The sequence below is a fragment of the Roseinatronobacter sp. NSM genome (genome assembly GCF_052379845.1).
Classification (GTDB): Bacteria; Pseudomonadota; Alphaproteobacteria; order Rhodobacterales; family Rhodobacteraceae; genus Roseinatronobacter.
The window spans coordinates 119,087-137,663 of record NZ_JBQTCF010000006.1 but is presented as its reverse complement, the minus strand read 5'-3'; the positions used below and the strand labels follow the sequence as shown (position 1 = coordinate 137,663).

The window sequence follows — 18,577 nt, the reverse complement described above, 5'->3', positions numbered from 1 at the left end:
AGTCGCTTCAATTGAGATATTCCCCGTCTTCATATCCGGGATAGAAAGCTCCAGAACATCTTGTAAGAACAAGCCGTGCAAAGTCAGATCTTTCCAAGTGTCATCGAGAGTCGTTTGATCGGTCAAAGTCAAGGGTCCCGGCTCACAGGCTGGCAAGGCCGCACCGTAGATTTGACTGAGAGTAGAACGATTCATATTTAAAAGTTCAGTGTGAAATGTTTCCCAGATCAGGGCAATCTTACTTTCCCGGGCCTGCTTGTCATGAAAGTAAGATTCGATCGAGAGAACTAGTCCACCGCCATTCACACCAAAATTTTCAACATCGGTCTGAAAATGATATGACAGTGCATCTGCGGCTAGAAAAGAATCGTTAAACCCGCCATTAGAATTACTTGTTCCAACAAGAGAAATTTTGTTTGAATCACTTGATATGCTACCAAAAAGTTGATCCTGTACAGTGCTACCTTCAGTGTTAATTTCAAAACGAGAGAAAGAGAAATTGTCCTCATATATCTCCGTGCCACATATTTGTGCAATAGCTTTCCGGTATGAACCACCGGTCGAACGGCTTACCGTATCCCGAACCTGATACTTATTCTTTTCAGATGAATATGAAAAATTGACACCCATCGTGGCAAGCGCAGCAATTGATTCAAATGCGCCGGTCGGCGACCAATGATTGTCACCTGAAATATAATATCCCTCTTTCAAATGAGGGGTATCGATTAAATGCTGAAACAGGTTTGGTGTAACAATTCCAGAGGAGTTCAACCGTGATATGCTGTCCGAGAATGTGGCGAGTGCTGCCGATAAGTCAAAGATTGGTGCTGCGGGGAACAGTCTATCAAAATCCGGCAGAGTGCTTATCGCAACCCTTGGAGGAAGCACTATCATATAAAGACCTGTTTCATTATCTCTGACATTCTGATTGATCAGGTTCAAAAGCGCTATGGCTTCCTCAGGTAATGTATAATTTTCAATAAAATCTCGATTTGTGTATACAAAACCGCTTTCAGGATCTATGCGCAATGGCATCAATGCATTTGACAAGATACCAGCATACGCCTCTGGATCCGCCATGGCATCGCAATAAAGCGGCACGTCCTGTGCGGCCGCGAAGGACGCGGGTGCCGCAGCAAGAAGCAGCGCTGTGCAAGTATAACGCAAATTCATTCTTCCAACCTTTTCAGTGTGCTAAGGGTCAAATACCGTTCGGGGATTTCCCAGATCACCAGATCCGGCGCGCGTGTTGTCAGGTCCACATCCTGAAGCCAGCGCTCCATAGGGGCAAAGGGGCCGCGCCCTTCTTGCGCGACATTCAGGATGTCGGCACTGAAGGATGTTTTAAGAAATCCCTCAAAATTCCATCTGGGGTTGGCAGAATAGCTGCTGCCGACCAGCACAACAGGGATTTGCTGTTCGCCAAAAAGCGCCTGAAAATCGCCCGCAACTGCCCCTGACACCGTAGAATAAGTAGTAATATCTTCAGGATGGGGACCAACCAGCGGGGCAAAAGGCCCGGTATTTGCGAAGCGCATCAGGTCCCCGGTATGCGGTTCAGTTCCGGTGGTGAGGGTCACAAACTCGCTTGGGGCGCTGATCTGACCCTCGGCCAGCAAGGCAAGATGATAAGCCGCAGCGCGCGCCCCCTCTGGCGTCCAATGCGTATCTGTCCGCAAGAACGGGGTGTCCCCGCTGCCGAGCATCGCCGACAAGACGGGCCGCAGGTCCGGCGCCGCGACACCGCCCCCCTGCAGCGCGCCAAGTGCCGCGTCATAGCGTGCGCCAATCGCTGCGCCACGGTCCGCGCGCGGCAAATATGCGGACATGATGCGGGCCTTGTCGGGGATCAAGGCGACCAGAAGCGCCACACCATGCGCGCGCAGGGCAGCTTCCACATCCAGGATGCGCGCAATCTGCGCATTGAACTGCGCATCGAAATCGGGATGGGTCTCAAACTCCTCGGTGGTGAATAACCATTCCCCTTCGCCAGCCAGTGCCCCGTCTGACATCTGGCCAAAGACACCGAACAGAAATGCCTGCCAGGCATGAATGGCACCATCGCGGATGACCACGGCTTCGTCAAAAGCGGCCTCCAGCGCGGGCTGGATGACCCCGTCCGTCACTGGCCCTTCAAACGCTGCGCGCCACGGCGTCACCGCCGATGTCACAGTGCCGATGCAGCCGATTGTCACCATGATTGCCAGACTTGACGCTTTTTCCATGAACCCGCGTCCTAAAACTGAAAATAAAGAAAAGGGCTGTCAGACTGCGCTGTAAGCCGGCTGATGGACAAGATCGCAAGCATCAGCATAGCAGTTGACCGCAACGCCGGACTGGGGCGGACATCCCGGCCCCGCGACAGCACCGGAAAAAAGCTTATGCCAAGGCCCACAGCCAGCATCAGCACCTCGCTCGGGGTGATCTGCCACGCAATTTCGGGGCGGATGGACACCCCGTTCAGGCCAATCATGCCCGCATACATGTTCAATGCGGCACCGACACTGGTTGCGCGGAACATCACCCAACCGATCACGACAAACGTGAATGTCAGCGGCAAGGCAATCAACCCAGGCCAGACCTGCCGCTTCTTGACGCCCATGGCCCGTTCCAGCGCCATCAACCCGCCATGCCATGCCCCCCATAACAGGAATGTCCAGTTCGCACCGTGCCAGAACCCGCCCAACACCATTGTGACAATCAGGTTCACATAGGTGCGCACCGGGCCTTTTCTGTTGCCGCCCAGCGGAAGATACAGATAATCCCGAAGCCATGTCGACAGGCTGATATGCCAACGCCGCCAGAATTCGGTTATGGACCGGCTGACATATGGCGCATTGAAGTTTTCGATGAAGCGAAACCCGATCATCAGACCAATGCCAATTGCCATCGCGGAATACCCCGCAAAGTCAAAGAACAATTGCACCGTATAGGCAAGCGCGCCCAGCCAGCTTTCGGCCAATGTCGGGTCGGTCAAGGCGAATATTCGGTCCGCCAGCGGTGCCACGCTGTCGGCCACAAGCACCTTCATCGCCAGACCCAGCACAAAGCGGTAGACACCCGCCGCAAACAGTTCCAGCGAATGGGTGCGCGAAACGAACTGCGCCGCCAAATCCTTGTAGCGCAGCACCGGACCCGCAATTAGTTGCGGGAAAAGCGAACTGAAGGCCAGAAAATCAATGATGTTTCGCGCAGGCGGCGCATCGCGGCGGTATATATCGATGACATAGCTGATCGACTGGAATGTATGAAAGGAAATGCCGATGGGCAGCAAAACATCAATTACATGGATTTCCCGGCCCATGAACATTTCTGACATGGCGGAAATATTGGTCAGAAGAAAGGTTGTGTATTTGAAATATGCAAGTGCCGCCAGATCGAACCCGACCCCCACGCCAACAGCCCAGCGGCGCACCCGTTCATCAGATGACCAAACCGTGACCTGGGCCGCATAATAGCTGACCAGCGACATACCGAAGATGACAAGCAGGTATTCATAACGCCACCAGCCATAAAAACCATAGCTGAAACACAGTATAAGCAGGGATCGGAAACGAAGTGGCGTAAGATAATAGCAAGCAAGAAACAGGGGAAGAAAAAGGAAAACAAACAAGCTTGTCGAGAAAATCAATTGAGCGGCTCCGAGATCAATTCGCTTTGAATCAATTCAACACCGTCAACAGTTACAACAAGGGCGGGGTTCTGCCCCCGACGCAAGGACAAAGCGATCACGTCGCCCAATTGTCCGCCCCCCGTATGGACGGCAACTGGCACCTGAACAGGGTTTATTTCCCGAAAGCCCATCTGGCGCGGGCCCGTGGCCCCGATAATTTCTATGCTGCCATCTGATGTTTTTAAGCTGATGTCAGCAGTTGTCAGGTTCACAAGTGCCAATGTCACACGGGAAGGGTCGCGCGCGGGTTCCTGAATCAAGGTCGTTCCATCTGACTGCCCGCCCAGAACGGTATAGGATGCCCCCGCTTCGGCACCGTCAAGGCCAGTGGCCCGCACCACCCGGTAGGCCGGACTGGAGAGATCATCACCTGACACCTCAATCCCGAACACAGCGGCGGGCGCGTCAACCGCAATGAACCGCACGAAGGCGGCATCATCTGGAACAGGCGCGTCATAAAGCGCTTCTTCTTGCGCGGAAATGGGCACGCCACCGAAACTAAAGGACACTAGGATCGAAACGAACAAGCGTCGCATCATGGCTGAAATTCCCCTGCTGCCAAGACTGGCCAAGCTATTTTCAAATTACTGACCGGATAAAGCCATACTTGACGAGGAGATCAGTGTTTTCGCCTTCCGGCGCATCAGGTTCTGCCAAACTGCCTGAATTCAGGCAGATCGAACTACGGTTCTGGTCATCGTGACCCGTCTTGCGGCAAGGGTGATGATGAAATGCCCCCACATAATGCGTGGTATCCGCCCCTATTGGGCACAGCGCGTTGCCGCGCAGCGGGGTGCAGACTGGTTTCCTGCCAAACCAGCGGCGTGCGCCCACACGCCCCCCAATTGCCCACAGCACTGCATTGCAGGTCGGGTAACTGTGGAATGGTGGCCCCTGAGGGACTCGAACCCTCACGCCCATACGAGCCTCAGATTTTAAGTCTGGTCTGTCTACCAGTTCCAGCAAGGGGCCTGAAGCTGTGCTCTATCCATAACGATCATATTTCTCAAGATGAAATTCCTGCCCTGGCCGTTCCGGGCCAGACATTGTCATCTTGGCTTTGCCTGTTCAGGCAGCATGCGTCCGGTGCGTCGCGCGTCTTACTGGCGCAGCAGGATGGCGGATACCGGAACAAGGCTAATCTGATCAACACGCCCTTCGGATTGCCACAAATCAAGCGCATCAAGCGTTGATTGGGTGCTGGCTTCCCCAAAAACCATCACAAACCCGACCTGACTGGCCTGAAACACCGCGCGGTCCAGAAAACGCCGGATGGTAAGCGCGCTTTCGTCTTCGGCGTCAAGGGTGCGGAATATTTCAGCATGGGGCACGCCCATCGCGGCAGCGCTGCGCGCCGCCTGCCCCAACCCGCCTGCAAAAGTCACAAGCCCGTAGCCGTCGCGCGCAAGAACTTTCATCACCTCGGAGGATAGCCGCGTGTTGCGCACGAAACCATCGCGCGGCAAATCGATGACGCCCGCAGCCAGCGGCACATTGTCGAAATAGGCCCCGAACGTGACATCAATATCGGACGCCGTGGCCCCCGCGGGAATGCCATTGGCCAGAATCAACACTTCCTTGCCAGCGCCATGATACAATTCCGCAGCTTCCGTGGCGCTTGGGTCCATGGGGTTCAGCGCAACGGTGAAGGGCAGATCACGCGCCGCCAGATCCCGCCGCAACGGCATGGGCAAGCCGGGATCATTCAGCACGATCGCCATAAAGGGCTGGTCCGCCGCGCCCTCAACTGGAATGGCGTTGCGTTCCAGCGCGGTGCCCGCCAGTTCGGGGGCGCCCGTGTCCATGTCATCCGCTTCCGTGTCGTCTGAACCCGCGTCATCAGTGGCAACAGGCAGCGCGGACACGGGCGCGCGCGGCGATGGCGGCAGGCCGGGCAGGCCCGCTACGCGGGTTCCGGGCATCGCAGCACCATCAGGGGCGTCGGCAGGGACCGGCACGGGGTCGGCGGCGTCACCGGGCGGGGTTTGCGTTGCCGGCGGGGCGGGCTGCGGTTGATCCGTGTCTGGCAGGGGCGCAGCATCGGTGTTTGCCCCCCTGGTTTGGGCGGGCAATGGCGCAGGCAACGAGGGGGGCATATCATCCCCTGCCCCCGGCGCGCGGCCCGTTCCCTGCGCCACGGGGGACAGTTCAATCCGCGCGTCCTGCCGGACTGGCGCGGGGGGGGCGTCGGCGGGCATGTCCGCTTGCATATCAGCTGTGGTGCCTGCATCGGGCGAAAGCGCGGCAGGGGGGCGCGCTGCCATGGGGCGGTCTGGGACAGCTTGCACCACGGGCGCGGACAGGTCCGGAATCTGCGCCATCGAGGCCACGTCCCCGGCCCCGTCGGCGATGGGGGCAAGCCGGTCATCGGCCGGGGCGGACGGGGCAACCGCATCCTGTGGGCGGGTCTGGTCATGGCGCGGCAACTCAGGCACAGCCGCTGTTACGGGCCGGTCTGCGTCAGCGCCGTCTGTTTGCATAGTCTGCGCGGAGACTGCGGGCGGCTGGTCCACAGCATCGGACAACACCAGTTCGGGACCACCCCCGTCAGCCGCGATCAAGGGTTCCCCCTCTGTCGGGTTTTCGCTGTCAATAACGGCCATTGGTGCGGGGGGCGACACTTGCGGCGGGAACGCCACTGCAAGCCCCAGAACCCCTACCGCAGCAATGACCAGCCCAAGACCAAAGCCCGCAACACCAATGCTGTTCACGCGAATTCCCCACTCTAACTGAAACAGTGCTGTTCGCGATAGGCGCCTGCGCTGTCACGCAGTCATCCTCGGCACCAGCCCTGCCGCACATGCCATCCTTTCCACAAAAGCGCCCTGTGATCAAACAGATTGCGCCCTGCAGGCTTGACCTTCTGGCCCACGGGCGGGCATGTAGGGCGGGTGCCCGAAAGTCAGGCCGCCCACCCCAACCGTCAAGGCCCCGCCCATGCTGCTATTGATCGATAACTACGACAGCTTCACCTATAATCTTGTGCATTATTTTGGCGAGTTGGGCGCAGATGTGGTTGTGCACCGCAATGACGCGCTGGATGTGCAACAGGCCATGGCGCTGAACCCGTCCGCGATTGTGCTGTCACCCGGTCCCTGCGACCCCGATCAGGCTGGGGTGTGCCTGCCGCTGACATTGGCGGCGGCAGATGCGCGGGTGCCCCTGCTGGGTGTGTGCCTGGGCCACCAGACCATCGGGCAGGCGTTTGGCGGACAGGTCGTGCGCGCGCCCCAGATCGTGCATGGCAAGCTGGGCGCGATGCATCATGGCGGCACGGGGGTGTTCGCGGGCCTGCCATCGCCCTTGAATGCGACACGCTATCATTCGCTGGTGGTCGATCGGGACACCCTGCCCGACTGTCTGGAAATCACTTCCTGGCTGGAAGACGGGCTGATCATGGGCCTGCGCCACCGCGATTTGCCTATTGAAGGGGTGCAGTTCCACCCCGAAAGCATACGCTCGGAACACGGGCACGCGATGCTGCGCAATTTTCTGGACATGGCGAAGGTCGGCGCGTGATGGATGACCTGAAGCCGCTGATCGGCATTGCCGCCACCCGCCCCCTGACCCGCCCCGAGGCCGAGGCCGCTTTCAACCTGCTGTTTGAAGGGCAAGCCACGCCCGCGCAAACCGGCGGGCTCCTGATGGCCATGCGCACCCGTGGCGAAACCGTTGATGAATATGCCGCTGCCGCAAGTGTGATGCGCGCCAAATGCGTCAAGGTCCATGCCCCTGATGGCGCGATGGACATTGTAGGCACTGGCGGCGATGGCAAGGGCACGCTGAATATTTCCACGGCGACGGCCTTCGTTGTGGCGGGGGCAGGGGTGCCAGTCGCCAAACATGGCAACCGCAACCTGTCATCGAAATCCGGGGCCGCAGACGCGCTGGGCGCACTTGGCATTGATGTCATGGTGGGACCGCAAGTGGTGGAACGCGCCCTGCGCGAGGTGGGCATAGGGTTTATGATGGCGCCGATGCACCACCCCGCCATGCGCCATGTCGGGCCGGTGCGTGCGGAACTTGGCACGCGCACGATTTTCAACATTCTGGGTCCGCTGACCAACCCTGCCAATGTCAAACGCCAGCTGACAGGGGCGTTTTCCCCCGACCTGCTGCGCCCCATGGCCGAAACGCTGCGCGCGCTTGGGTCGGACAAGGCGTGGCTGGTCCATGGCGGGGATGGCACCGACGAATTGTCTATTGCAGCCGAAAGCCGGGTTGTCGCGCTGGAAGATGGCAGCTTGCGCGAATTTACCCTGCATCCCGAAGAAGCCGGCCTGCCCGTCCATGCGTTTGAGGAATTGTTGGGCGGCAGTCCGCAGGAAAACGCCGTGGAATTGCTGGCCATGTTACAAGGCGCCGGGCGCGCTGCCTTCCGCGATGCGGTGTTGCTGAACGCGGCGGCGGCACTTGTCGTTGCCGACAGGGCCACCACCCTACCCGAGGGCGTGGAACGCGCCCGCGACAGCATTGCATCAGGTGCGGCCATGCGGACAGTCAACGCGCTGGCGAAAATCAGCCCTGCGAAAGAGTGAAACGAAGGGACCCCACATGGCCACCATTCTGGACAAGATCAAAGCCTATAAGCTGGAAGATGTTGCCGCGCGCAAGGCCGAACGCCCGCTGGCGCAGGTTGAAGAAGCCGCCCGCAGCGCCAGCGCGCCGCGCGGTTTTGCCCAAGCGCTGGCCCATGCGCAACGCGGCGGCTACGGGTTGATTGCCGAAATCAAGAAGGCCAGCCCGTCCAAGGGCCTGATCCGCGCAGAGTTTGACCCACCCGCACTGGCGCGCGCCTATGCCGATGGCGGGGCCACATGTTTAAGTGTGCTGACCGACACGCCCAGTTTTCAAGGCGCCGATGATTTCCTTTTGGCGGCACGCAATGCTGTGGCCCTGCCCGCCCTGCGCAAGGATTTTCTGTATGACACATGGCAGGTCGCTGAATCGCGCGCACTCAATGCCGATTGTATCCTGATCATCATGGCGTCCGTCAGTAATGCGCAGGCGCAGGAGTTGGAAGATGCGGCTTTCAGCTGGGGCATGGATGTATTGGTTGAAGTGCATGACGAGGATGAACTTGACCGCGCACTGGCGCTGAAATCGCCCCTGCTGGGCATCAATAACCGCAACCTCAACACATTCGAGGTGACACTCGACACCACGCGCCGCCTGTCGAAACTGGTGCCGGATGGCAAGCTGCTGGTGGCCGAAAGTGGGATTTACACGCCCGCCGATCTGGCAGATCTGGCCACATATGGCGCGCGCAGTTTCCTGATTGGCGAAAGCCTGATGCGCCAGCCCGATGTAGCAGCGGCCACGCGCGACTTGCTGGCCCCTATCCCCTGCGAAAAGGTGTAATGTGGAAAAACTGACACATTTTGACGCTGATGGCCACGCGCATATGGTCGATGTGTCGCAAAAGTCCCATACGGCGCGGGTGGCAGTGGCAGAAAGCACCGTGCAAATGCTGCCCGAAACGCTGGCATTGGTGACCGAAGGCCGCGCCAAGAAAGGCGATGTGCTGGGTGTTGCGCGGCTGGCGGGCATCATGGGGGCAAAACGCTGCGCGGATCTGATCCCGCTGTGCCACCCCTTGCCCATTACGAAGGTCAGCGTGGAGCTGACCCCCGATAGCAGCTTGCCCGGCGTGCGCATCCGCGCGGAAGTGCGCACCACCGGCCAGACCGGGGTGGAGATGGAAGCGCTGACCGCCGCATCAGTTGCAGCCTTGACCGTGTATGACATGCTCAAGGCCGCTGAAAAGTCGATGACCATCACCAACACGCGCGTGGTGCTGAAAGATGGCGGCAAATCTGGCCGCTATGAGGTGGACACATGATCCCCCCCGAGGAAGCCCTGGCCCGCGTCTTCGCGCTGGTGCAACCGCTGGGCACAGAAAGCCTGCCGTTGGAACATGCCGCGGGGCGGGTGTTGCGCGAAGCCGTCTGCGCGCAGCGAGACCAGCCCCCCTTCGCGGCCTCTGCCATGGATGGATACGGGGTGCCCGCCGACGCGCAGGCCGGGGCCGACCTGCGCCTTATCGGCGAAGCCGCCGCCGGACATGCGTTTTCGGGGACAGTGGCCACCGGCGAGGCTGTGCGCATTTTCACCGGCGCGCCCATCCCTTCCGGCGTGGGGCGCGTGGTGCTGCAAGAAGACGTCACAACCAATGAAAGCTGGGTCACCCTGCCGGGGAAACTGGACCACGCCACGCATATTCGCCCGCGGGGCGTGGATTTCACGCAAGGCGACATTGTCACCGCCCCGCGCAGGCTTAGCGCTGTTGCACTGGCGCTTTTGGCGTCCATGAACTGCCCGAATGTCACGGTCAGCCGCCGCCCGGATGTGGCAATCATTGCGACGGGGGATGAACTTGTCATGCCCGGTGGCACGCCAAGGGCGGACCAGATCATTGCGTCAAATGCGTTTGCCATCAAGGCATTGGCCGAAGCCGAAGGGGCCCGCGCGCGCATCCTGCCCATTGCATCGGACACTGAAACATCCTTGCGTGCCGTGTTTGAACTGGCGGCAGGGGCGGATATGATCGTCACCATCGGTGGGGCGTCGGTCGGGGATCACGATCTGGTCGGCCCTGTGGCCGACATGCTGGGGGCCAAACGCAGCTTCTACAAGATTGCGCTGCGCCCCGGAAAACCGCTGATGGCTGGCACATTGGGCCAGTCCCTTCTGCTTGGCCTGCCCGGAAACCCCGTGTCTTCAATTGTTTGCGCCCATTTGTTCATGCGCCCTGCCCTGCGCGCGATGCAAGGGCTGGGCGAATGGCCACTGCCCACGGCAACCGCTGCGCTTGCCTGTGACCTGCCTGCGAACGGACCGCGCACGCATTACATGCGCGCCACACTTGGGCCGGGGCCAACAATTGCGCCAGTCAGAAATCAGGACAGTTCGCTTCTGACGGTGCTGGCAGGCGCTGATGCGTTGCTGGTGCACCCTGCCGGTGAGGGGCCGCGCAAGGCGGGCGAGCCGATGCGCTATATAATGCTGTAACATCGGTTGACACATTCGGGGAACGCGTGTAGAACATAAGGTGAATACCTGCATTTCACATCCTGACGGGGGCCCCCATGCTGACACGAAAGCAGATCGACCTGTTGACATTGATCCATAAGCGGATGGAACAGGACGGGGTCGCACCCTCATTTGACGAAATGAAGGATGCGCTGGACCTGCGGTCAAAATCCGGCATCCACAGGTTGATCACAGCATTGGAAGAACGCGGTTTCATACGCCGCCTGCCCCATCGCGCCCGCGCTATTGAAGTCCTCAAACTCCCAGACGCCCTGTCGCGCGACGGGTTTGTGGCACAGGTGGTCGATGGTGGCGCGCAGGATAAACCCGCCCCCCCCCTTGCGTCCATGGCGGTGGAAGCATCGGCCATGACCTTGCCCATCATGGGTAAAATCGCGGCAGGCACCCCGATTGAAGCCATCAGCGAAGTGGTGCGCAATGTCGCTGTGCCCGGGTCCATGCTGGACGGGCGCAAACAGCATTACGCCCTGGAGGTGCAGGGCGATTCTATGATCGATCTTGGCATCAATGACGGGGATATAGTGGTCATCCGGGAACAGGATACCGCGGATAACGGTGATATTGTCGTGGCACTCGTCGAAGGGCATGAAGCGACACTGAAACGCTTTCGCAGGCACAATGGCATGATCGCACTGGAAGCCGCCAATCCGGCCTATGAAACCCGCCTGCTGCGCGATGATCAGGTGCAGGTACAAGGCAGGTTGGTCGGGCTTATCCGCAGCTACTAACGCAGGCTGCCCGCGCCCGTCCCCTGCTGATGCAAAGGATGTGTTTTGCGAAACACGCCGTTGTTATATGACATATCGCCAGACAACGGAACAGGCGCGGTTCAGACCATCATTTCCTTGGTCGCAGTCAGGCGAATATCAGGGTAATCGCGCCCGACACGGTCAATATCCCATTGCAGCCGGGTCATGAACACAGGGTCACCGTCACTATCGGTCGCCATATGTTGCTTATTGGCGGCAGTGAATGCCTCCACGGCCAGCTTGTCGCCTGCAACCCAGCGGGCGGATGTGAATTGGGTTGGTTCAAACCGCACAGGCAGACCATATTCCAGCTCTATGCGGCTGGCCAGAACTTCAAACTGCAATTGGCCCACAACCCCGACAATAAAGCCTGACCCGAAGACCGGCTTGAACACCTTTGCAGCACCTTCTTCAGCGAATTGCGTCAGCGCCTTGTCCAGATGCTTGGCCTTCATCGGGTCACCCGCGCGGCACGCCTGCAACAATTCGGGCGCAAAGGACGGAATACCGCTGAAACGCAGGGCCTCGCCTTCGGTCAGCGCATCCCCGATACGCAACTGCCCGTGGTTGGGAATGCCGATAATGTCGCCGGCCCAGGCTTCCTCTGCCAATTCGCGGTCTGCGGCCAGAAACAGGACCGGACTTGCAACCGTCATCTGTTTTTTGGAACGCACGTGCAACAATTTCATGCCGCGTTCAAAATGCCCTGAGGCCAGCCGCACAAAGGCTACGCGGTCGCGGTGCTTGGGGTCCATATTCGCCTGAACCTTGAATACAAAGCCCGTCACTTTGTCTTCTTCGGGCGCAATCTGGCGCGATTGCGCGGTCTGGGGCTGGGGTTCGGGGGCGTATTCGGCGATTCCACGCATCAACTCCTTGACGCCGAAGGAATTGATCGCGGACCCGAACCAGATCGGGGTCAAATGCCCTTCCATGACGGATTTCGGGTTCAGCGGGGGCAGCAATTCGCGCGCCATTTCAACTTCTTCGCGCAACTGCGCCAGTAAATGCGGGGGCACATGATCGGCCATTCTGGGGTCATTCAACCCGTCAAGCACAACGCTTTCCGCGACTTTGTTGCGGTCGGCACGGTCCATCAGCTCCAGCCGGTTGTGCAGCAGGTCATAGCAGCCCAGAAAATCCGCGCCCTGCCCGATGGGCCAGCTTGCCGGGGTCACGTCAATCGCAAGGTTTTGTTGGATTTCGTCAATAATATCGAAAGTTTCGCGGCTTTCGCGGTCCATCTTGTTGCAAAAGGTCAAGATGGGCAGGTCGCGCAGGCGGCACACCTCGAACAGTTTGCGGGTCTGCGACTCCACGCCTTTTGCCCCGTCAATGACCATGATGGCAGCGTCAACAGCTGTCAGTGTGCGGTATGTGTCTTCCGAGAAATCAGAGTGGCCGGGCGTGTCCACCAGATTGAAGCGGTATGTGCCATAATCAAACGACATCGCCGACGCGGACACCGAGATGCCACGGTCTTTTTCCATCTGCATGAAATCCGACCTTGTGCGCCGCGCCTCGCCTTTTGCGCGGACCTGCCCTGCCATCTGGATGGCGCCCCCGAACAACAGAAATTTCTCGGTCAGCGTCGTCTTCCCCGCATCAGGATGCGAGATAATGGCGAAGGTTCTGCGCCGCGCGATTTCGGGCGGCAAAGCGGGGCGGTTCGGGGCATGGTCCAACATGGCGCGCGTATATGCGCTGGCGCGTGCCCATGCAAGATGATGTTACTGCGCGCACCGCTTGCAAAACGGAGTTGCAGGCAGCAGGTCCAGCCGCGCAGCACTGATTTCCGCGCCGCAGATGGTACAAAACCCGTAGTCGCCCTGTGCCAGACGGGCAAATGCCGCGTCGATCATGCGCAATTCGGCCTGTGCGGACTGGCCCAGGGCATTTAGGGTTTCATCTTCTTCATGCTCGGTCGCGTTTTCTTCCCAATCAGGGCTGCCGGGATTGGACAATTCCTGATCAACAAAATTCATGCGCGCCATCAATTCCAGCCGCCGTTCAGTCAGCTGCGCCTTGCGCGTTTCAAGGGGGATAAGGTCAGTCATGGGATGGATTCCTTCCAGTTGACCCCCATTGTGGTGCAAATTGCGCCGCGCGTCCTTGATCCTTGTCAAATGCCCCTTTTCGCGCGGCGCGCGGGGCGCTAAAAGGGCGACATGTTGAAAACACGCATCATCCCCTGCCTTGATGTCGCTGATGGCCGCGTGGTCAAAGGCGTGAATTTCGTTGACCTTGTCGATGCTGGCGACCCGGTGGAAGCCGCGCGCGCCTATGATGCGGCGGGTGCGGATGAATTGTGCTTTCTGGACATTCACGCGACCCATGAAAACCGCGGCACCATGTTCGACCTTGTTACCCGCACCGCCGAGCAGTGTTTTATGCCGCTGACCGTGGGCGGCGGGGTGCGCAGTGTTGAAGATGTGCGCGCGCTGTTGCTGGCAGGGGCCGACAAGGTCAGCTTCAATTCTGCCGCTGTGGCAGACCCTGACGTGGTGGCGCGGGCCGCAGACCGGTTCGGCAGCCAATGCATTGTCGTGGCGATTGACGCGAAGACTGTTGCCCCCGGCAAATGGGAAATTTTCACGCATGGCGGGCGCAAACCCACGGGCATTGACGCGGTGGAATTTGCCCGCACTGTCGCGGCCAAGGGCGCGGGCGAGATATTGCTGACCAGCATGGACCGCGACGGCACGCGCGCGGGCTTCAACCTGCCATTGACACGCGCCATTGTGGACGCTGTGCCCGTGCCGGTTATTGCGTCCGGCGGGGTGGGCACATTGGATCATCTGGTCGAGGGGGTGACAATGGGCGGGGCATCTGCGGTACTGGCGGCGTCCATCTTTCATTTCGGGGAATACACAATAGGGCAGGCCAAGGCGCATATGGCCGCCGCTGGCCTACCGGTGCGCTTGACATGAGCGCGCTGGACCGGCTGGCCGCCACAATCGCGCAGCGCGCGGCAGCAGACGCCGACAGCAGTTGGACTGCTAAATTACTGGCCAAAGGCCCAGAAAAATGCGCCGAGAAATTCGGTGAGGAAGCCATCGAGGCCGTGATCGAGGCCGTCAAGGGTGACCCCGACCGCCTGACATCAGAGGCGGCGGATGTGATTTACCACCTGTTGGTCATGTGCGCGGCGCGCGGGGTGACGCTTGCGCAGATCGACGCTGAACTGGCCCGGCGCGAAGGGGTGTCTGGCCTTGCGGAAAAGGCCGGGCGCGACCGCTGACCCCTTGTCGCCATGGGGGCAAGGGTATATCCTGAACAGGTTAATATTTTAGGCAGACTTAAATGGGTGACTGGCTACTTTCGCTTGTTGGCACGCCCGAGGGCGCGCGGCTGGCCACGATCCTTGCGCTGACATCTGCGTTGGCCCATGCGGTTTTCGGCGCGTTGCAAAAGGGCGCGCATGACCCGTGGCTTACCCGCGGGTCCATTGACATGTGGCTGGCGGTGTTGTCGGCCCCGATCGCGCTGTTCTTCGTGAACTGGCCCAGTGCCGCAATGTGGCCGGTCTTGCTGGGCGTGATTGTCATTCATTTCATCTATAAGCTGGCCATGGCACTGGCCTATGAAAAGGCTGCGTATACAGTGGTTTATCCGGTTGTGCGGGGCACCGGCCCGGTTATCACCGTGATTGCCGCAATGGCAATTTTTGGCGAAAGCTACACAGTTCTGCAATGGCTGGGCGTTGCCTGCTTGTCGGGCGGCATTCTGCTGTTGGCGCTGCGCAACCTGTCGGAAGAACAGATTGACCTGCGCGCGCTGAAACTGGGGTTGGGATGGGCGCTTGCGGGCGGGGTGATGGTGGCGGTCTATACCACCTATGATGCGTGGGCCATCCGACTGTCAGGCGATCCGTTCAGCTTTTTAGCGTGGTTCTTTTTCCTTACAGCGCTGGATTTTCCGATACTGGCATGGGCGCGCTACCGGCGCATGACGCACCCGCCCCGCCCTGCGCCGTTATTGCTGCGCGGGCTGGCGGGGGCATTGATTGCCTATATCAGTTTCGGGGGCGTGATGATTGCCACATTGGTGGGCAAGGTTGGCGAGGCGGCAATTCTGCGCGAAACCTCCACAGTGTTTGCAGCGCTGATCGGCTGGTTCATCTTGCGCGAACGCGTCGGCCCGCGCAAACTGGCACTGATGGTGCTGATTGCACTGGGCGCTGTGGTGGTGGAACTGGGCCGCTAAAGCGTGTCGCGTTCATTCGCAGTCACGCGACCCACTCTAACCGCATGTTTTCGCATGTTTTTTTGCAAAAACCGGTTCCCAGTTTTGCACGACATGCGCCAACGCGCGCCCAGAACGCCCCAAAGCGCGGCGTCATATATCCAGCGTGTGTTCCCGTTCCCAGCGGCTGAAATGCGACACAAAGGAATTCCATTCCTGTTTCTTCAACTTCAGATAGGCGCTGGAAAACTCCGCCCCCATCATCTGTGTCAAGTCACTGTCAGCCTCATAGGCGCGCAGCGCGTCCAGCATGTTCAGCGGCAGTTTTGGCGCGCCTTCAACTTTGTGACCTTCAGCATACATGTCAATATCCCAGCGCTTGCCGGGGTCGGCATTGGTGCGAATGCCGCTAAGCCCGGCCGCAATGATGACCGCCTGCAAAAGATACGGGTTCGCGGCCCCGTCCGGCAGGCGCAATTCAAACCGCCCCGGGCCGGGTACGCGCACCATATGCGTGCGGTTATTGCCTGTCCAGGTCACGGAATTGGGTGCCCATGTGGCCCCGGAAATAGTGCGCGGCGCATTGATGCGCTTGTAGCTGTTCACAGTGGGGTTTGTAATCGCCGCAAGGGCGGATGCATGTTTCATGATCCCCCCAAGAAACGCGCGCCCCTTGTCCGACAAGCCCAACTCGCCCGTCTGGCCCTGCCCCTTGTCACTGGCGAAAACATTGGCTGTCGCGTCCTTGCCCTTGCCATCCCAGACCGAGATATGAACATGGCACCCGTTGCCGGTTAACCCCTCAATGGGTTTGGGCATGAATGTCGCGCGGAAGCCGTGCTTTTCGGCCACGGATTTGGTCATGAACTTGAAAAAACTGTGCTTGTCAGCCGTGGCCAGAACATCATCGAATTCCCAGTTCATTTCAAACTGGCCATTGGCATCTTCGTGGTCGGTCTGATAGGGGCCCCAGCCCAGATCCAGCATGTAATCGCAGATTTCGCGCACCACATCATAGCGGCGCATCACGGCCTGCTGGTCATAGCAGGGTTTGGCGGCTGTATCGAACGGGTCTGAAATCTGGTCGCCTGCCGGGGTCAGCAAGAAGAATTCGGCCTCGATACCGGTTTTGACATGCAGTCCTTCGGTTGCGGCCTCATCAATCAGGCGGCGCAACACATTGCGCGGGGCCTGTGCCACATCCTGCCCTTCCATGATGCAATTGCCCGCCACCCATGCCACATCCGGTTGCCATGGCAATTGAATGACCGATGACGGGTCGGGCACCGCCAGCATGTCGGGATGGGCAGGTGTCAGGTCCAGCCATGTGGCGAAACCGGCAAATCCCGCGCCCGCCTGCTGCATGTCGGCAATGGCCTGTGCGGGCACCAGTTTGGCCCGCTGCCCACCGAACAGATCCGTGAACGAAATCATGAAATATTTGATGCCGCGTTCCGCTGCAAAGCTTGCAAGATCGAGTGTCATTTTCTTGTCCCTGTTGGTCGCGTGTTTTTTTAAGTGACTGCGCGGGCCGACCCCCCGTCCGACCCGCGCCAAAAGTTTCAGTAGCCAGACCCCGGTTTGCCCGGATACCAGTCCGTGCCCGCCAGCGGCACCTGCGCCATGGCAGCCGCTTCCATGGTCAGCGCGCACAGGTCTTCGGGTTCCAGATTGTGCAAATGGTTGTGCCCGCAGGCGCGCGCGATGGTCTGCGCTTCCAGCGTCATGACCTTCAGGTAATTGCGCAGGCGGCGGCCTGCCTCCACCGGGTCCAGACGCGCGGCCAGTTCGGGGTCCTGGGTCGTAATACCGGCAGGGTCGCGCCCTTCGTGCCAGTCATCATACGCGCCCGTGGTGGTGCCCAGCTTCTGGTATTCGGATTCCCATTTGGGGTCATTGTCGCCCAGTGCAATCAATGCCGCCGTGCCAATCGCTACCGCATCCGCGCCCAGCGCCAACGCCTTGGCCACATCCGCCCCGGTGCGAATACCACCAGAGATGACAAGCTGCACTTCGCGGTGCATCCCAAGATCCTGCAACGCACGCACAGCGGGGCGGATACAGGCCAGCGTCGGCAGGCCCACATGTTCGATAAATACATCTTGCGTGGCGGCCGTGCCGCCTTGCATGCCATCCAGAACCACCACATCCGCGCCCGCCTTGACCGCCAGCGCCGTGTCATAATAGGGCCGCGTCCCGCCAACCTTCACATAGATCGGCACCCGCCAGCCGGTGATTTCCCGCAATTCAAGGATCTTGATTTCCAGATCATCAGGTCCCGTCCAGTCAGGGTGACGACAGGCCGAACGCTGGTCAATCCCTTTGGGCAAGGTGCGCATTTCCGCAACCCGGTCCGAAATCTTCTGGCCCAGCAACATACCCCCGCCGCCCGGCTTCGCCCCCTGTCCCACGACAATTTCAATCGCATCAGCACGGCGCAGGTCATCGGGGTTCATGCCGTAACGCGATGGAAGATATTGATAAACCAGCTTGCTGGAATGCCCGCGTTCTTCCGGCGTCATGCCGCCGTCGCCTGTGGTGGTGGATGTGCCCGCAGCCGATGCCCCGCGCCCCAGCGCTTCCTTGGCCTGCGCGGACAGCGCGCCAAAACTCATGCCCGCAATGGTGATGGGAATGTCCAGCTCAATGGGGTTTTTCGCAAACCGCGTGCCAAGGGTCACACGCGTGTCACAGGTTTCGCGGTAGCCTTCCAGCGGGTAGCGGCTGATGGACGCGCCCAGAAACAGCAGGTCGTCAAAATGCGGCACCTTGCGTTTTGCCCCGCCCCCGCGAATGTCGTAAATACCTGTCGCGGCAGCCCGCCGGATTTCGGCATTTATCGGGTTTGTGAAAGTTGCCGACTGGATGGGAACGGTCCGGGGAATGCGGGTGTCATGGTCAGTCATCGTCATGTCCT

General features: G+C 59.7%; 18 protein-coding genes and 1 tRNA gene. 9 read left to right on the top strand and 10 right to left on the bottom strand.

Going from position 1 to position 18,577, the window contains the following annotated elements:
- The 6 genes from ACTZWY_RS05295 to ACTZWY_RS05270 form a co-directional block, all read right to left on the bottom strand.
- On the bottom strand, positions 1-1,173 hold a 1,173-nt coding region (locus ACTZWY_RS05295), incomplete at its 3' end, for an alginate O-acetyltransferase AlgX-related protein (protein ID WP_444789644.1).
- Positions 1,170-2,225, bottom strand: coding sequence for an alginate O-acetyltransferase AlgX-related protein (locus ACTZWY_RS05290; protein ID WP_444789643.1), 1,056 nt, complete (start codon positions 2,223-2,225; stop codon positions 1,170-1,172). The genes ACTZWY_RS05295 and ACTZWY_RS05290, both read right to left, overlap by 4 nt.
- Before the next feature lie 11 nt (positions 2,226-2,236).
- Positions 2,237-3,472 (bottom strand): MBOAT family O-acyltransferase, encoded by a 1,236-nt coding sequence (locus ACTZWY_RS05285; RefSeq protein WP_444789642.1) that lies wholly within the window; start codon positions 3,470-3,472, stop codon positions 2,237-2,239.
- Positions 3,473-3,627: 155 nt separating this feature from the next.
- Entirely contained in the window at positions 3,628-4,212 is a 585-nt protein-coding gene (locus ACTZWY_RS05280) for an alginate O-acetyltransferase AlgF (RefSeq protein WP_444789641.1), read from the bottom strand.
- 346 nt (positions 4,213-4,558) lie between these two features.
- Positions 4,559-4,645 (bottom strand) — tRNA-Leu (locus ACTZWY_RS05275).
- A gap of 128 nt (positions 4,646-4,773) precedes the next feature.
- The gene (locus tag ACTZWY_RS05270) at positions 4,774-6,384 is read right to left on the bottom strand and encodes a divergent polysaccharide deacetylase family protein (protein WP_444789640.1); all 1,611 of its coding nucleotides are present in this window, start codon (positions 6,382-6,384) and stop codon (positions 4,774-4,776) included.
- A gap of 226 nt (positions 6,385-6,610) precedes the next feature.
- On the opposite strand from ACTZWY_RS05270, the gene ACTZWY_RS05265 reads away from it, so the two are divergent.
- The 6 genes from ACTZWY_RS05265 (at position 6,611) to lexA (ending at position 11,454) form a co-directional block, all read left to right on the top strand.
- Complete coding sequence (locus tag ACTZWY_RS05265) at positions 6,611-7,192, top strand: anthranilate synthase component II (protein ID WP_444789639.1); 582 nt, start codon at positions 6,611-6,613, stop codon at positions 7,190-7,192.
- Positions 7,189-8,211 carry an anthranilate phosphoribosyltransferase gene (gene trpD / locus ACTZWY_RS05260; protein ID WP_444789638.1) on the top strand — a complete coding sequence of 341 codons (1,023 nt, stop codon included), beginning with the start codon at positions 7,189-7,191 and terminating at the stop codon, positions 8,209-8,211. Before ACTZWY_RS05265 ends, trpD begins: the two co-directional genes overlap by 4 nt.
- Before the next feature lie 16 nt (positions 8,212-8,227).
- Positions 8,228-9,034: an indole-3-glycerol phosphate synthase TrpC gene (gene trpC / locus ACTZWY_RS05255; RefSeq protein ID WP_444789637.1), complete on the top strand. Its 807-nt coding sequence runs from the start codon at positions 8,228-8,230 to the stop codon at positions 9,032-9,034.
- Position 9,035: 1 nt separating this feature from the next.
- Entirely contained in the window at positions 9,036-9,515 is a 480-nt protein-coding gene (gene moaC / locus ACTZWY_RS05250) for a cyclic pyranopterin monophosphate synthase MoaC (RefSeq protein ID WP_444789636.1), read from the top strand.
- Complete coding sequence (locus ACTZWY_RS05245) at positions 9,512-10,684, top strand: molybdopterin molybdotransferase MoeA (protein ID WP_444789635.1); 1,173 nt, start codon at positions 9,512-9,514, stop codon at positions 10,682-10,684. Before moaC ends, ACTZWY_RS05245 begins: the two co-directional genes overlap by 4 nt.
- Before the next feature lie 77 nt (positions 10,685-10,761).
- On the top strand, positions 10,762-11,454 hold the full coding sequence (gene lexA / locus ACTZWY_RS05240) for a transcriptional repressor LexA (RefSeq protein ID WP_444789634.1): 693 nt from the start codon (positions 10,762-10,764) through the stop codon (positions 11,452-11,454).
- 101 nt (positions 11,455-11,555) lie between these two features.
- On the opposite strand, the gene ACTZWY_RS05235 is transcribed toward lexA, so the two are convergent.
- Both ACTZWY_RS05235 and ACTZWY_RS05230 read right to left on the bottom strand, forming a co-directional pair.
- Positions 11,556-13,163 (bottom strand): peptide chain release factor 3, encoded by a 1,608-nt coding sequence (locus ACTZWY_RS05235; RefSeq protein WP_444789633.1) that lies wholly within the window; start codon positions 13,161-13,163, stop codon positions 11,556-11,558.
- Positions 13,164-13,205: 42 nt separating this feature from the next.
- Positions 13,206-13,532, bottom strand: a complete 327-nt coding sequence (locus ACTZWY_RS05230) for a TraR/DksA family transcriptional regulator (protein ID WP_444789632.1) — start codon at positions 13,530-13,532, stop codon at positions 13,206-13,208.
- Positions 13,533-13,643: 111 nt separating this feature from the next.
- On the opposite strand from ACTZWY_RS05230, the gene hisF reads away from it, so the two are divergent.
- The 3 genes from hisF (at position 13,644) to ACTZWY_RS05215 (ending at position 15,681) form a co-directional block, all read left to right on the top strand.
- Positions 13,644-14,405, top strand: a complete 762-nt coding sequence (gene hisF, locus ACTZWY_RS05225; RefSeq protein WP_444789631.1) for an imidazole glycerol phosphate synthase subunit HisF — start codon at positions 13,644-13,646, stop codon at positions 14,403-14,405.
- The gene (locus ACTZWY_RS05220; RefSeq protein WP_444789630.1) at positions 14,402-14,716 is read left to right on the top strand and encodes a phosphoribosyl-ATP diphosphatase; all 315 of its coding nucleotides are present in this window, start codon (positions 14,402-14,404) and stop codon (positions 14,714-14,716) included. Before hisF ends, ACTZWY_RS05220 begins: the two co-directional genes overlap by 4 nt.
- Before the next feature lie 62 nt (positions 14,717-14,778).
- Positions 14,779-15,681, top strand: a complete 903-nt coding sequence (locus ACTZWY_RS05215; protein ID WP_444789629.1) for an EamA family transporter — start codon at positions 14,779-14,781, stop codon at positions 15,679-15,681.
- Positions 15,682-15,813: 132 nt separating this feature from the next.
- Here the strand turns inward: ACTZWY_RS05215 and glnT are convergent, their stop codons facing one another.
- Both glnT and ACTZWY_RS05205 read right to left on the bottom strand, forming a co-directional pair.
- The gene (glnT, locus tag ACTZWY_RS05210) at positions 15,814-17,145 is read right to left on the bottom strand and encodes a type III glutamate--ammonia ligase (protein ID WP_444789628.1); all 1,332 of its coding nucleotides are present in this window, start codon (positions 17,143-17,145) and stop codon (positions 15,814-15,816) included.
- A 77-nt stretch (positions 17,146-17,222) separates the two neighbouring features.
- Positions 17,223-18,566, bottom strand: a complete 1,344-nt coding sequence (locus tag ACTZWY_RS05205) for an FMN-binding glutamate synthase family protein (protein ID WP_444789627.1) — start codon at positions 18,564-18,566, stop codon at positions 17,223-17,225.
- Positions 18,567-18,577 lie beyond the last annotated feature (11 nt).

Bases quoted from the DNA above. Each gene is read 5' to 3' on its own strand.
- ACTZWY_RS05205 (WP_444789627.1), bottom strand. From the start codon at position 18,566: ATGACTGACCATGACACCCGCATTCCCCGGACCGTTCCCATCCAGTCG.
- ACTZWY_RS05220 (WP_444789630.1), top strand. From the start codon at position 14,402: ATGAGCGCGCTGGACCGGCTGGCCGCCACAATCGCGCAGCGCGCGGCA.
- trpC (WP_444789637.1), top strand. From the start codon at position 8,228: ATGGCCACCATTCTGGACAAGATCAAAGCCTATAAGCTGGAAGATGTT.
- ACTZWY_RS05265 (WP_444789639.1), top strand. From the start codon at position 6,611: ATGCTGCTATTGATCGATAACTACGACAGCTTCACCTATAATCTTGTG.
- ACTZWY_RS05285 (WP_444789642.1), bottom strand. From the start codon at position 3,472: ATGTCGCTGGTCAGCTATTATGCGGCCCAGGTCACGGTTTGGTCATCT.
- ACTZWY_RS05245 (WP_444789635.1), top strand. From the start codon at position 9,512: ATGATCCCCCCCGAGGAAGCCCTGGCCCGCGTCTTCGCGCTGGTGCAA.
- ACTZWY_RS05280 (WP_444789641.1), bottom strand. From the start codon at position 4,212: ATGATGCGACGCTTGTTCGTTTCGATCCTAGTGTCCTTTAGTTTCGGT.
- glnT (WP_444789628.1), bottom strand. From the start codon at position 17,145: ATGACACTCGATCTTGCAAGCTTTGCAGCGGAACGCGGCATCAAATAT.
- ACTZWY_RS05230 (WP_444789632.1), bottom strand. From the start codon at position 13,532: ATGACTGACCTTATCCCCCTTGAAACGCGCAAGGCGCAGCTGACTGAA.
- hisF (WP_444789631.1), top strand. From the start codon at position 13,644: ATGTTGAAAACACGCATCATCCCCTGCCTTGATGTCGCTGATGGCCGC.
- ACTZWY_RS05215 (WP_444789629.1), top strand. From the start codon at position 14,779: ATGGGTGACTGGCTACTTTCGCTTGTTGGCACGCCCGAGGGCGCGCGG.
- lexA (WP_444789634.1), top strand. From the start codon at position 10,762: ATGCTGACACGAAAGCAGATCGACCTGTTGACATTGATCCATAAGCGG.
- ACTZWY_RS05290 (WP_444789643.1), bottom strand. From the start codon at position 2,225: ATGGAAAAAGCGTCAAGTCTGGCAATCATGGTGACAATCGGCTGCATC.
- ACTZWY_RS05235 (WP_444789633.1), bottom strand. From the start codon at position 13,163: ATGTTGGACCATGCCCCGAACCGCCCCGCTTTGCCGCCCGAAATCGCG.